The organism is Mesorhizobium waitakense, from assembly GCF_056431085.1.
In genome coordinates, this window is record NZ_JBWKME010000155.1 from 1 (window position 1) to 13,887 (window position 13,887).

At 59.2% G+C, this 13,887-nt stretch carries 10 protein-coding genes and 1 pseudogene; 5 read left to right on the top strand and 6 right to left on the bottom strand.

Annotated elements, in window-relative coordinates; genetic code table 11:
* Positions 1-107: 107 nt before the first annotated feature.
* The 4 genes and pseudogenes from AC07FD_RS29325 to AC07FD_RS29340 all read right to left on the bottom strand — a co-directional run bounded on the left by AC07FD_RS29325 (position 108) and on the right by AC07FD_RS29340 (position 4,220).
* The gene (locus tag AC07FD_RS29325; protein ID WP_478352679.1) at positions 108-1,415 is read right to left on the bottom strand and encodes an aspartate aminotransferase family protein; all 1,308 of its coding nucleotides are present in this window, start codon (positions 1,413-1,415) and stop codon (positions 108-110) included.
* 57 nt (positions 1,416-1,472) lie between these two features.
* A pseudogene (locus AC07FD_RS29330) lies at positions 1,473-1,774 on the bottom strand (hypothetical protein); the annotation flags it as partial.
* Between the two features lie 276 nt (positions 1,775-2,050).
* Positions 2,051-2,815 (bottom strand): AAA family ATPase, encoded by a 765-nt coding sequence (locus AC07FD_RS29335; RefSeq protein WP_478352680.1) that lies wholly within the window; start codon positions 2,813-2,815, stop codon positions 2,051-2,053.
* Positions 2,816-2,849: 34 nt separating this feature from the next.
* Complete coding sequence (locus tag AC07FD_RS29340; protein ID WP_478352681.1) at positions 2,850-4,220, bottom strand: hypothetical protein; 1,371 nt, start codon at positions 4,218-4,220, stop codon at positions 2,850-2,852.
* A gap of 929 nt (positions 4,221-5,149) precedes the next feature.
* Here AC07FD_RS29340 and AC07FD_RS29345 point away from each other — a divergent pair.
* Both AC07FD_RS29345 and AC07FD_RS29350 read left to right on the top strand, forming a co-directional pair.
* Positions 5,150-7,438 carry an AAA family ATPase gene (locus AC07FD_RS29345; RefSeq protein WP_478352682.1) on the top strand — a complete coding sequence of 763 codons (2,289 nt, stop codon included), beginning with the start codon at positions 5,150-5,152 and terminating at the stop codon, positions 7,436-7,438.
* The gene (locus tag AC07FD_RS29350; protein ID WP_478352683.1) at positions 7,435-9,345 is read left to right on the top strand and encodes a UvrD-helicase domain-containing protein; all 1,911 of its coding nucleotides are present in this window, start codon (positions 7,435-7,437) and stop codon (positions 9,343-9,345) included. Before AC07FD_RS29345 ends, AC07FD_RS29350 begins: the two co-directional genes overlap by 4 nt.
* Before the next feature lie 420 nt (positions 9,346-9,765).
* Here AC07FD_RS29350 and AC07FD_RS29355 read toward each other — a convergent pair whose 3' ends face one another.
* Positions 9,766-10,242, bottom strand: a complete 477-nt coding sequence (locus AC07FD_RS29355) for a hypothetical protein (protein ID WP_478352684.1) — start codon at positions 10,240-10,242, stop codon at positions 9,766-9,768.
* A gap of 133 nt (positions 10,243-10,375) precedes the next feature.
* Between AC07FD_RS29355 and AC07FD_RS29360 the strand changes: the two genes are divergently transcribed.
* Together AC07FD_RS29360 and AC07FD_RS29365 are read left to right on the top strand one after the other, a co-directional pair.
* Positions 10,376-10,780 carry a hypothetical protein gene (locus AC07FD_RS29360; RefSeq protein WP_478352685.1) on the top strand — a complete coding sequence of 135 codons (405 nt, stop codon included), beginning with the start codon at positions 10,376-10,378 and terminating at the stop codon, positions 10,778-10,780.
* Positions 10,781-10,975: 195 nt separating this feature from the next.
* Positions 10,976-13,273, top strand: coding sequence for an HD domain-containing protein (locus AC07FD_RS29365; protein WP_478352686.1), 2,298 nt, complete (start codon positions 10,976-10,978; stop codon positions 13,271-13,273).
* A gap of 109 nt (positions 13,274-13,382) precedes the next feature.
* Here the strand turns inward: AC07FD_RS29365 and AC07FD_RS29370 are convergent, their stop codons facing one another.
* Entirely contained in the window at positions 13,383-13,556 is a 174-nt protein-coding gene (locus AC07FD_RS29370) for a DUF4177 domain-containing protein (protein ID WP_478352687.1), read from the bottom strand.
* 41 nt (positions 13,557-13,597) lie between these two features.
* Between AC07FD_RS29370 and AC07FD_RS29375 the strand changes: the two genes are divergently transcribed.
* A complete protein-coding gene (locus AC07FD_RS29375; protein ID WP_478352688.1) occupies positions 13,598-13,735 on the top strand; it encodes a hypothetical protein in 138 nt (45 codons plus the stop codon).
* Positions 13,736-13,887 lie beyond the last annotated feature (152 nt).

Sequence of the window (13,887 nt, forward strand, 5' to 3'; positions counted from 1 at the left end):
CGCTGCGGATGAGTCGATAGGCTTCTTCCTCCAGCGCGCCCGCGGCCGTGGCTGACGAAGTTATGTCGCTCCTGCCCATCTTGCAGCGTTCTGCCTTTGGTGCCGGCCTATCGTAGCAATGCCGCCCGTGCGTCGAGGAAATCCCCGACGGCAGCGGTGAAATGCGTAAGGTCGCGTTCCGTCGTCGGCAAGCTGAGCGCCGTCATGCCGCGGCGGGCGATGTAGATGCCGGCGTCGAGCATGTCGAAGAAGAACAGCTCTTTCAACGCCTCCTCGGTGGGAGTGATGGCATAGGGGCGGTCGATCCGGCCCCGACGGAAATGGGCAGTGGCGAGCGAGCCAAGGCCACAGAACTGCAGCGGCGCGCCGGCCTTGTCGGAGATCGCGTTGAGCCGTTCGCGCAGGCCTTCCCCGAGCGCGAACAGGTCGGCTGCTGCTGCGGCGGTAAACACTTCTCCCATGGCGGCAATCCCTGCCGCCATGGACATCACGTTGTTGTTGAAGGTGCCAGCATGGGGCACCTTGTAGACGAAGATCTCCATGATGTCTTGGCGCCCGCCGAAGGCGCCGAAGCTCATGCCGCCGCCGATGTATTTTCCAAGCGTGGTCATGTCGGGCAGAATACCGAGACGTTCCTGCAGACCGCCTCCCGACATGCGCGAGGTCATCACCTCGTCGAAGATCAGGATCGCACCGGCAGCGCGTGTGGCCTCGGTGACGGCCGCCAGAAAGGCAGGTTCGGCGGCGATACAGCCCCCGCTGCCCAGCATCGGCTCGACGATCACGGCGGCGAGGTCATCTCTCATGGCACGGATGGCGGCCACGGTGCCGTCGGTGTCGTTGTAGTCGCATAGCGTCACCGGGAACGGGGCGGCGATCAGGCTGGAGCCGGTCACGGGGTAGTACAGGAGGCTGCCGTGATAGCCGCCGCGGAAGGCGATGATGCGCTTGCGCCCTGTCACCACCTGCGCGGCGCTGAGCGCGATCAGGTTGGCCTCGGTGCCGCTGTTGGCGAAGCGGATCATGTCGATCGACGGGAACCGGCTGCAGAGGATCTTGGCAAGGCGCTGTTCGGCCTCGCCCACCGCGGCCAGGCTCAGTCCTCGCCCCATGGCGTGGTGGAGGGCGGCATGGATGCGGCTGTCGGTATGGCCGAACAGGCCGGCAGTGTATTCGCCGCACAGGTCGAGATAGGCGTTACCGTCGATGTCCCAAAGCCGGCACCCCTCGCCGCGCGCCATGGCAGTCGGGAAAGGCGCATAGGCGAGCACGGACCGGGTGTTGCCGCCGGGGAGAACGTTTACCGCCTCGCGATGCAGCGCCGCACTCTTCGGGCGCTTCGCGGTATAGCGCTCCCGCACTTCGAGCAGGGCGGCGTCGAGGGAAGAATTCTGTTGAACAGGGCTCTGGGGCATCAAAAATCAGATCTCAATATGGCTCATATTGAGATCACAAAACTCTATTTTCAGGATCTAATCAAGTGGTTTCTGCTGGCTAGGTCGAGGCGAAAGAAACACGCTCTTCACTGCATCTGCAGTCTTTGCGACGACGATGTCACAGCCTCCTGGCGGGTCAGGCACAGTGGCGGTGCGAAGCCTAGAATGTCGCCTTGTGGCATGGCGCGGCCGATGACGCCGCGCTCGGCAAGCGCTGTTGCGATTTGAGGCCCGATCTTCTGCGCGGGATCGAAGAAGACGCGATCGTCCCTGTCGGCGACGAACTCGACCGCCGCCAGCATGCAGTCGCCACGCACGTCACCGACGTTTTTATGACCGCTGTGCCGTTCAGAATTATCTGTCGCTGTCCGGAATTAAGCCGGGCTTCGGAGGTCGTGCCGGCGCTCGTGCAGAAGTCTGCCGTTGTCCGGAATTAAGCGGGACTTCGGAGTCAACCCGAGACGGTTGCAGCGTGGTAGGCATGTCTCACTCGAGCCCGCCCGCTGGCGGCCCATATGATACGATGGAATCCGCAGAGAGGTGCGAGCGGGACTCACTCGATAAGGGTTACCAATCCTGTTGTGATGTCCGGAATTATCTGTCGTCGTCCGGAATTAAGTGGGGCCGCTGACGTCGTGTGCGAAGTCGTTTCGGCGCTCGTGTAGAAGCTTGAGCGCCTCAGTGCCGCATAACATGACACGAAGCGTGGTCTCGATCCGGGAAAGACGAATGCTGCCAACGCCGTTGGTGATGGCAGCGCAGTTATGGAGGAGGTGGCAAAGCGCGCGAAGGGAGGTGTTTTGACCGTAGGTGGCGATTGCCTCGTAGGCGTCGGCTCCCTCAACGTTGTGTTCGGCGCCTATCCTCGCGCAGTCCTCCCGCGTCGGCTGCCCAATATCGAAACGCATGCCGATGCGGCTTTCGATCTGATCCATAGCGTGGGTATCACGCCTCGTCCCCGCTAACCGATGAGTGTTGCCGGCAAGCAGCAAAGCGAAACCGCAGTGCTCCTGAAGGTGCAGCAGCTCACGCAAAACAATGGGTGTGAAGTTTTGATATTCGTCTACCAGCAGCGGACGCGTCGGGCCGTATCGGGAGCCCAGAAAGTTCATACAATCCTTCGCAAGGTCGTATGTGTGCTTGCTGTCCTTTTGGACGCCGTAGGCGTCGTGCAGCATCAGGAACATCGGCCTGATAGCCTTGGTATGTTGCGCAACCTCACAATAGGCAGCTCCGCTTTGGGCGGCTATCCAGTTGAGCGCTACAGTCTTTCCGAGTCCGGCTTTGCCGACCGCAAGCACCGGATATCGCATCTTGACCGCGGTATCGAAGGCGGCGCGCACAGTGAGCGCAGCGCGGGTCTCGACAAACATCGTCATCCGACGATCCTCTTCACTAGGTCCATCTGAGCGGCTACTGCCACAGCTCTTCGCAGGACCACCGACGCCCACGGATCTGAAACGCGCCTTGAATCACAGTGCGCTCGACGCGGCGCGCTACAGACGCGCGGACCTCATCCCGGCTCATGGTGATCGCTGACCACCCTGTAGCAACGTGCTGTTGAAAAATGGCGTTGGGCGAAAGCCCCTTGAGGCCGCTCTGCTTTCCCGTGGGCACGCTGTGATAGGCCTTTAGGAGACCGAAGAACGCTGGAACGAAATCTTCGAAGGTGCCATAGGGCGCAACCGTCCGGCCGATCGCCTCCTGGCGCTTGTTCATACGGTTGCCGGAAATCCATCCCGGTACCGCGCTCAGATAGCGAGACTCGAAGTCGCCGAACCAGCGTTCGATTGGCTTTGCCGGAGCGTTGTAGGGTAAGGCGTTGACAACTCGCAGCGTGCGAGCCGGCCCATGGAATCCGGGCACCGTCAGTGTCGTGTCGGCGTCCAGGTACGTCGCGAACCCGTATTCCTTGCCGTTATCGATGTAGAGGGCTTCAGGCAGGCCAAAGGCGGGATGCCCCACCATGGCCGCGAATACTTCGATCACATCACGATTGTTGACGCCGCCGCGCTTGTCAAATGCGATCAGATCACACCAGACGCGGCCGGTCGCCCAATCGAGAAACGCGATCAACTTCGCAGTACAAATCGAGCCGTCAGCCCGCCTCAGGTGGATGTCGATCGGGTGCACGTCTCCGACGACCAATTCCATCGGGCGCATGCCTTCGATGGAGCGCCGACCACGCGGGCGGCTGTCCTCGTAGGCTTTGCGGTTCGTGCGGAACTGGTGGACCTTCCGATAATGTAGCTCTTCCGAAACCAGCGTCCACGGGATCGAACAAGCTTGCTCGAAACTCGCAAAATCGCGAGGGCGGAACCCCCATGACATGGTGGTCTCGACCAGGAAGTTACGGGCCAATAGCTTGACATGTCCCCAAGCTGCGCCGGCTGCCAAGAGCCCTCGGATTTCCTGTTTTAGGTCCTCTGCAATTTTGGCCTTTGTGCCGGGGTCGAAGGGTACCAAAGTGTCCCACTGCCGACTGATGACTACGCGTTTCTTGCCTTTATCGGCTCGGCCGTGCCGGCCTCGGCATGCAATCGGCTTCGGATCTTTTTGAACCGTCGTTTCAATGGGCTTCAACCGGAGTTGCAACTCGGGTGGGAGTGAAGCCAAACTGACGAGATAATGCTTGCCCGCGTTGCCACCCTTACCCTGAACACCGCGCACCTCCAGGGCATGCCCTCGCCAGTTGCCACGCTGGCAGGCCTTCCAAACTGCCTGCCGCGAGATTCCTGCCGACTTGGCGAGCAGGTTGAGTGGAACGAATTCTTTCCTCGACATCGTGCGCTAGTCCCTAGCGGCGGAACGGAAACCACCGGGTAGCAGCTCGAGTTATCCCTGACGTGACAGCCAAACCTTGGATCTCCACGCAGCCTCAGGAAGCCGTACGGATGTCAGCCATTGGCCGAAGTTCGTTTCGCGAGGGTGGAGAGGGGGGATTGGCGACAGTGGAGGGAGAGCTGGGTCTTGGCCGATAGGCTGCGGCCTTGGTTTACCAATGCTGGAGCCTGGGGTTTACCAATCCATTGCCAGACGCAAGTGGGTTGACCAATAAGGACCGCAATATTCCACGCAAATACAATAACTTAATGCCAATCCAGAATTAACTGTCATTTTAGGCTATTGGTAAACCCGATCCTACGACCGAAAATCCCTACCCTCAGGCAAAAAGCCCTTCTGATTTCAATCGCATGAGTGACCTAGCCACCGACCAATAATTCCGGATTGGTAAACCCCCTGAAATGCCAAATAATTCCGGACATCACACCAGACTGCCAATTATGCGACTTTCGGAGCACAAAAGGCGAACGTATGAGCGCGTACGTGTGTCGACGCAGCAGCTTAGGCTCAGTTCGGCGATCGGCGGCCACTGTATACGGCGGAAGGGGGGGCCGACCGCGGACTAGCAGCTTTCAGCGGCTACAGAGGCGACGTCGGAAGCCCGACTTGGTGGGATAGGTCTGCCAATTGCCCTAACGCCGACATCCCCCGTGCCGACTCTGGTGAGTCATTTCGACGTCTAATTCACTGAAAATATGTTGCAAGAAGCGATTTTTTCTCTACTCGGTACGGCAAGCGGGTTTGCTTAAGCGAAAAGCTATTGCGAGCGAATCGTCAACAGCCAAAAACACGAGCTAGACGAAGACGAGGCTGCTGTTTTCGTATGAGCAGTGTCAATTCTGCACTAAGCTGCGTTTGGGGGGTCTGAAATGCATATTGTTCATCTGGAAGTCGCCAATTTTCGCAAATTGCTTTCGGCACGGATCGACTTAGCCGATGAGACTACGCTTTTCGTCGGCGCAAACAACAGTGGCAAGACCTCAGCAATGCTAGCGCTCCGGCGCTTCCTGACCAAACGCGGCAAGACTTTTGAGAAGCACGACCTGACATTGTGCCACTGGGCCGGCATCAATGCCCTTGGACAAGCCTGGATTGACGCCGAGGGAACCGCGCTTCCGGACCTCCAGCCGGACTCCTGGGTACCTTTCCTGCCCGTCCTCGACATCTGGCTCAACGTTGCCCGCAACGAGCTGCATTTCGTGAGCAAGCTTGTCCCCAAGCTAGATTGGACCGGCGGCAAGCTCGGCGTGCGGTTGCGGCTCGAGCCCAAAGATGTTTCAGCGCTCCATAAAGAATTCATGGATACGTTCGCGAACACCCAAAAAATGAAGGCCGCGATGCCAGCCGCAACCGGCGAGTCAGGCGCAGCTCCCGCGCCCGCACCGAAGCTAACTCTGTGGCCGTCGTCGCTGATGGATTTCCTGGAGCGACGTCTCCACGCGCATTTCGAAATTCGGGCCTACACGCTTGATCCCGACAAACTTGTGGAACCCACGGACGCGATAGCTCAGCCGCAGAAGCTCATCGACGGTGTCCCCCCAATTGACGGCGATCCCCTGGCCGGACTTATCCGGATTAACGAGATCAGCGCTCAGCGTGGATTCGGCGAGGTCCATCGCGGCGAAGATGACGAGGGAGTGTCGACGCCGGGTGGGCTCAGACTTTCCGATCAGGTACGCGACTACTACAAGCGGCACCTCGATCCGTCGGAGTACCCCGATCCGACCGATATCGGGGCACTGCAGGCGGTCGAAGAAGCCCAGGACGCTTTCGACCTGAAGTTGACCGAGAGCTTCAAGGGAGCCTTCACTGAGGTCGAGACAATGGGTTACCCGGGGATCACCGATCCCAAGCCGCATGTCTCCACCAGGCTGAAACCTGTCGACGGCCTGAACCACCAGGCGGCCATTTCTTTCCAGGTGGACGTCGTGAAAGGCGATGGCGGGATCGTGCCGGTACTCCGGCTGCCAGAGGGAAATAACGGCCTTGGATACCAGAACCTTATCTCGATGATCTTCCGGCTAATGAGCTTCCGGGCAGCCTGGATGCGGGTGGGAAAAGCCTCCAAGGCGCCTGATGCTGGCCAGTTGGAGCCTCTGCATCTCGTTCTCGTCGAAGAGCCCGAGGCACACCTCCACGCCCAAGTGCAGCAGGTCTTCATCAAAAAAGCCTACGAGGTGCTTCGGGCCCATGAAGACCTTGGAGGAAACTCAGCGCTGCGTACGCAACTCGTTGTCAGTACGCACTCCAGCCATGTCGCCCACGAGACACCATATAGCTGCCTCAGATATTTCCGGCGCCTTCCAGCAGGCATGAACAAAGTCCAGATCCCAACATCGGTGGTCATTAACCTGACCAACGCCTTCGGCGAGGAGAGCGAAACAAAGCGCTTTGTCACGCGCTACCTAAGGGCGCAGCACGCGGATGTATTCTTTGCTGACGCGTTGGTTCTCGTCGAAGGCTCCGCTGAGCGAATGTTCCTACCTAACTTCATCGCGCGAGACTATGCCCGGGTGAACCAAGGTTATGTGAGCATGCTCGAGGTGGGCGGCAGCCACGCTCACCGGTTGAAGCCGCTGATCAATCTTCTCGGCATCACCACCCTCATCATCACCGACCTCGACGCCCAGTCGGGCGAAGCCGTGCAGCCAAAGGTCGGAGAAAGCCAGGTCACCAACAACGATACGCTCAAGTCGTGGTGGCCACAGAAGACCACGATCGACGAGCTCCTCAAGCCTGATCTCGACAAAGTCCTGAAGCAAACTGCCCTGCATGAAGTGCGCGTGGCCTACCAGATGCCAATCGAGGTCGTCTGGCCCGAAGGCACGTCAGCCCAAACTGCGATCCCCTACACGTTCGAGGACGCCCTTGCGTTCACCAACATGAAATTCTTCTCCGAGCTCGACGGCATCGGCCTTGTCGCCAGGTTCAGGGAGGCCATTTCCGGTTCGACAAATGTAGGCGAAACCGGGGCAAAGTTCTTCCAAGCGCTTCGCAAGGGTATAAAGGCCGAGTTCGCGCTCAACGTCCTGGGAGCAGAGGGCTTCGAAAAGCTTGCTGTGCCTTCGTACATCGCCGACGGACTGGCTTGGTTGAACGGGCAGCTCGAGAAAAAGCAGATTGAGGTGCTGTCCACGGACCTCGGGAGCGACAAATGATTGCCGATCAACTCGACGACAGTCAGCGGGACGCGAAGGCGGACGAGCTTATCCAAGGATGCTTGAACCTTGACATGCCGCAAAGCTTCTTCCTCTACGCAGGGGCTGGTTCGGGCAAGACGAGGTCGCTCGTCAATGCAATCAATCATGTCCTGTCGACCCCGACCGGCCGGCGCTTGGCCCTGGCAAGGCAAAAGGTTGGAGTGATCACGTATACGAACGCTGCCTGCGACGAGATAGCCAGCCGTCTCAAGTATGACGCGCGGGTGGAAGTCTCAACCATCCACGCCTTCGCGTGGTCCATGGTCAGCGGTTACAACGACGACATCCGGACATGGGTCAAACGCAACCTGGAAACTCGGATCGCCGAGTTAGAAGAAGAGATCGCTGGCACAAAAAATCAAGCCACGAAGACGTACCAGGACCGGGTCCGCTCACTGGCGAGCAAACGACGGAGGCTGGCTTCCCTGCCGGGAGTAAAGAAGTTTGTTTACAGCCCTGTCGGTGACAATCGGACGCGTGACGCGCTCAATCACGTTGAGGTCATCTCGATCACCTCAGAGTTCCTGACCAACAAGCCGGTTCTGCAGTTGCTGCTCACCTCAAGATATCCGTTCCTCTTGGTCGATGAAAGCCAGGATACCAACCGCTACCTTATGGACGCCTTGTTGACGGTGCAGGCAGCACATAACCGGACGTTCGCCCTGGGCCTACTTGGTGACACCATGCAGCGCATCTACGCGGATGGTAAGGTCGATCTGGGCAAGAACCTATCTGGCTGGGTTTTTCCTCAGAAGGCCATGAACCATCGCTGCCCACACCGTGTGATTAGGCTCATCAATCGAATTCGCGCCGATGCGGATGGCCTCGTCCAGGAAGGGCGGCGTGACAAGCCCGAAGGTTTTGTTCGGCTTTTTGCTCTTCCACTATCCGTTCCGGACAAGATGGCGGCGGAGCGGCTAATTGCCCAAAAGATGTCGGAGATGACTGGCGACCCAGCCTGGGCCTCCGCGAGTCGTGACTTCAAGACGCTCACGCTTGAGCATCACATGGCGGCCGCCCGCTTCGGCTTCGCCCAGATGTTCGAACCGATCTATTCCGAGGACAGGCTCCAGACCTCTCTGCTCCAGGGAACGTCGGCCCCCCTTCGCTTCTTTAGCAATGAGATCCTGCCGCTCGTCAAGGCGCTTCGGAGCGAGGACGACTTCGCCGTCGCTGCGGTGGTGCGGAAGTATTCGCCACTGCTTGATCCCGCGACGCTCAAAGCAGCCGCGGAAAAGCAGATGGAGCAGCTGGCGCGCGCAAGCGAGGCGACCCGTAGCCTGAAGGCCATCGTTGACAACGTCCAAACCCCAACGTTCCGCGATGTACTGCAAGACGTCGCTCGGACCGGCCTGTTCATCGTACCGGACGCATTGCTTCCGTTTGCGCAGCCGGACGACGCCGGCGTCGTAGATCAAGAGCCGAGCGAAGGTGCACCGTCCGATGCTTTCGATACCTCCGAGACAGCTGCGTGGCGGACGATGCTGGCTACGCCGTTCAACCAGATAGAGGCTTACGACCAGTACGTGAGCGGGCGATCGCCATTTGGCACGCACCAGGGGGTTAAGGGGTTGGAGTTTCCCCGGGTCATGGTCGTTATCAGTGACGATGAAGCGCGAGGGTTCCTATTCAAGTATGACAAGCTTTTCGGGGTCGAGCCAAAAAGCGCTGCGGACCTAAAGCGTGAAGTAAGTGGGCAGGAAACGAGTATCGATCGGACCCGTCGGCTCTTCTACGTCACCTGCAGTCGCGCCGAAGAGAGCCTCGCCATCGTGTGCTACACCTCGAACCCGCAGGGACTGGTGAACACCGTCGTTTCCCGCGGGTGGTTCGGCGGCGCCGAAGCCTCCGTGGTAACACTGTAGATGGTCGTTTGGGCGCCAATTCCTCGGCCCCGCTTTTCGAGCAGGCATGATCCGGTCGGCAAAGCTGTCCGAATCGCGGAAACGTTTCCCGCAGTGCGCGTAAATGTCTGCTTCTGGGATGCCACCGTGCTGCGATCAGCGTCCAATTGAGGGCGCTAGGCCGTCAGCTCGGTTTCCCCGATTAAGGGAGGCCCAATGCATGCAGTGCCGGACTGCCTTTTATACGACTTTGAGGCACAATTCATTAACCAGGCTGAAATGGTTTGGGCGACTGGAACCTCCTCCGCATCGGTGAGGCTCAGAAATGCAATTATCGGACTAGTCTTCGACCGTGACAGATACCCGCCGACTTGGCCTGCCCGACCATAACCGTCTTGTTCTTATTCCATCCGCCTTTCGCTCCTTCGGCGCACGGTTTTGTCATTGCTTCAAGTTCGACGTTCGGCGCGCATACCCCACTACCTTGGCGTTTCCAAATGGCAGATCGAGTTGCGTCTCATGCCTTTGGGACTCATCCGCAAATGCCCGTTGACTCAGACGCCTGACAATGAAATCCAGGCGGATGATCGATGCGGCCTCGACTTGGGGAAGATCGCTGTCACCGAGAAAGTCCACTCGGTCGGGAAAGATGCAGAAAATCTCGAGCGCGCCGCCTGGCCTTAGCTGTTGTTCAATCTGGTCGAACATCCAAACTGCGTTTTCCGTAAACCGGGAGACGGGGATTGCAAGCTTCGTAACAGCTTGGGCGATTACACAAAGCGCGACCAGCTCCGGGTACGTATAGCGGTCGGTGCGCCCGTCCCTACCGAAAAGAGGCGGAAGCGCCTTCTTCCAGTGCCTCAGCGTCTCTTTGCTGATGCCGGCGAGTTCAAGAATCTGGCCAGTGTCGAAACGCATCTAGACTCCAACCCAGTTAAGGTCGAAACTTAGGTTTGACGGAACAAAATGGGGTTGACCCCACTTATAGCGGGCGTTAACCACTCATAAAAGAAAAATCGGCACTGTCGATTCGACGGTCGTGGAGGCGCCCATGTCAACTCGGTTTGAGAATGCGGAGCTGTTGACAGCTGTGTGGCTTCTTGGAGCGCAGGGCGAGCGACTGCCGACATCGCATGGCATTCTGGACAAGGCGCTGAAGGAGTGCCTCGAGCTTCTACCGCAGCCGTTGTCCAAGAGTTTGTCGTTCGGCGTCACCGGGGTGGGACTACGCTGCTATGAATTGCCAGATATCCTGTTGGCGGCCCAAGAGGCTTTGCTGACCACGGAGCCCAATCCGACCTATCTGTCCTCGTTGGTGACGTTGGATGACGACAGTGCTCGTCAGATCGTGCTCAGCTATGGCCTGCCCACGAGCGAGGCCCGCGAAATAGGTAAGGCGCTTCTGGCTTCGGTGGAGCGCACGCGCGCCGAGGTCAAACAGGCCGCGGCCGCGTAATCTCCCGTGGAGAGACTGCGCGACAGTCTTTCGACCGTAGCACCAGCGCTTACTCGCGAGCTTGATACCCTCGCAACCACTTGGCTCTCCGGATTGATGGCCCGCTTGGAGGCAAAGCGCCCGCCGGAGTTTCGCCCCAAGCAAGTCAACGATCCTGTTTGGGGTACAATCGAGCTTCTGCCTTGGGAAGTCGGATTGCTGGATACACCGCTGATGCAACGCATGCGAGGTGTTCGCCAGCTGGGTTTGGCGCAGCTGGTGTTTCCCGGCGCAAGTCACGGTCGACTGGAACACATTGTCGGCGTGGTGGGCGCTATCGAGGAAGTTCTGCGGGCCCTGGAGCGGCAAATTCAGCGATGGAACCGCGATAATGGCGGGACGACACCTCTGCCGCCGATAGCTGAGACCGATCGCTACGCGCTTCGGCTCGCGGGCCTCTTGCACGACATCGGTCACGGCCCATTCAGTCATGCCCTGGAGCCAGTGCTTGAGGTGACAGCGCCTTTGGCGGCGCTGAAGTCTGACGACGGCAGCGATTGGCGCCAGGAGATTAGGGACGTCAGACGAAAGCTGAAGGATCTCTATCAGCTGAACAGTCCACCTTCGGAGTCCGAGGTCATCGCAGCGTGCCTGGTTCTTTCGGAGCCTATGCGAAAGGTGCTCGCCAGCGACAAGCTTTTCACCGCGCGCGGCCGACCCGTAGAGGAGCTCCAAGAAGTCATCGTGGCCGCCATCATCGGCGGGGTCGAAGGTCCAGGCGCAAGTCACCTGTCGTCGATTGTCAGCAGTCAGATTGACGCGGACAAGCTGGACTACCTTTCCAGGGACGCCCATCATTCGGGTCTGGAGATCGGGTTCGATACCGACCGCCTGCTGTCGCGTCTGGAAATTCTCCATGTCCGGGAGTCCAACGTTGATGCATCCGAAAAAGAGCTTCGGATGCGCGCCGCGCGCAGCACCTACCAGACCTTTCATCAGCTGGGCATCGCTGCCTCGGGTTTCGGCTCGTTCGAACAGATGTTGATAGGGCGAACGTTTTTGTATGACCGCCTCTACCATCACCACAAGGTACGATCAGCCGAAGCGATGGCGCAACGGCTGATGCTGGTGGCCGAACGCGATCGAGCCATCAGGTTTCGGCTGAGCGAGATTTTTCTGAGCGTAGACGATGACACGATGCTTCGCATCCTCGCGCGGGAGGTGACCCATCCCGACCTGCCGCTTTCCGACGCGCCGTCTGCAGCGACAGCCCTGGCGAAAGGTATCCTAAACCGCGAATTGTTGCATCGCGCTTTTGCCTTTCGAGGCCGCTTCATCGCTTCGCCGCCCGGGCTCGATGGCAGCACGGCCGAGCAAAACCGGGAAAAGCTTTGGCGCCGGATCGTCAAGGAGTTGGACGACGTGGGCGCCCGTTTCAACCTTGGCACAGAAATCCATCGTGTCGCGCTCGATTGCGCTGCCGCGCTTATCGCGGCGGGCGTGGACGTCGACATCGCTCGGCCATGCCAAGAGGCTCTTGGTCGGGTGGGACCCGAACAGATCATCGTCGACCTTCCGGCCCTCAAGGCAGAGGCGATCAGGATTCTTGCCCGTTATCCCAATGGCGCCATCAAGGTACCCGAATTTTCCTTCAATCCCGTGAAATGGTCCGACGCCTACGAGCTGCAAAAGCGTACCGGATACGTGTTTTGCCCGCGCGACGTCGTCCCACTGGTCGCCATCGCCTCCAAGATTGTCTTCCTCGGCTTTTTTGGCGTGACCATGAGCGAAGAGGCGGATGGCTACATCAAGGCCGCGAGCGCTATTCCGCCACAATGGATCAGCGCCTTCATCCAGGCAGCTCTCATCGACCAGGATGCTGCGGAGCATCTGTCCTCCAAGCGGCATTCCCTCCTGGCGCTGCGATCCGACGACCTGAAGGTTCCAGACACGTGGATTCGGGCTGACCCCGACATCGCCTCGAAGCTGGCGCTGGAGCTGAACCGCCTGCTGCGGGCCGGGTTGATAGCCGAGCACGTGGAAGCGCTGGGGCGCGTTCTGGAGGCCATCTACGCGTTTATCGCGCAATGGTATACTAATGGCCAGATTTCCGACGATCTCAGCGGCGAGGCGGCGCTGCAGGAAAAGGTGCTCGCGGCATTTCAGCTGCGGGGCCTGTGCACGCAAGAAGGCTCGGTCGTTGGTGGCGGCAAACTCGACATCTTCGTCGAGGATGCCATTTTGGTCGAAAACAAGTTTGCCGGCGCCGTCCCGGATCTTGCGGGCGCCGCCCCGGCCGCTGGGATGCAGGGACGCAGATATGCAATCTCGCTCGGCGCCCAGATCGTAATCGTCATCCTAGCCTATGAACTTGCGTCGGGTGTCGTGCCCGGAATGCATGAGACGATCGCCATTCGCGAGATTTCAAGAGCCGACGGCAATCGCGTGGAAATACGGATAAGCCTGCCCTACGGGGCGGTGAGGCCATCTCGAGAGAGGACCGACCGTGGGTGACCTCAGCGGGTCCAAGGTACAATCGATTGCGATCGTCGGTGCCGGGCCTGCGTCGCTTCTCTGAAATCGTCGACTTCAGTAAAGGCGATGGGTCCAAAGTTGAGAGGGATCAGCCGCCATCGAACCTTACCTTCCTTTTCAGAAACAAGGTGAAACCGGCTGCGGCCGCCAGCTCCCAACCGCTCGCGCCCAGTTCGTTCAGCATCTCCTGGGTGCGATCGTCATAGGCTGCGCCACCGCCGACCGTCAAAACACGATATTCCCACAATTTGTTTTCCGTCATTTTCTCCACCTGCCCGACGCCGAAGAAACTGCCCTATTCGCATGGCTCGCCGTGCGTTCTTTGCTCAGCCGCAACTCAATCCGGTTGCCGAAGAGATAGAGCATGATGCCGCGCGGCGCGGCGGTCGCCGCTATTTATTCGAGCAATTGGCCGAGGTAAACCTGATGACTGACTGTTAAGGGACACACATCGCTCTTGCAGTCGCAAACGACGAGCGGCGTCGGAGCCAAGTCGGTCTGCGCCGATATCCAGCCGCTTCAGGCCCCACATCGTAACGGCGCGAGCGTTTCCAAAAGAGATTGGCAACGGCTCTTGCAACCTGGCTCGCGCC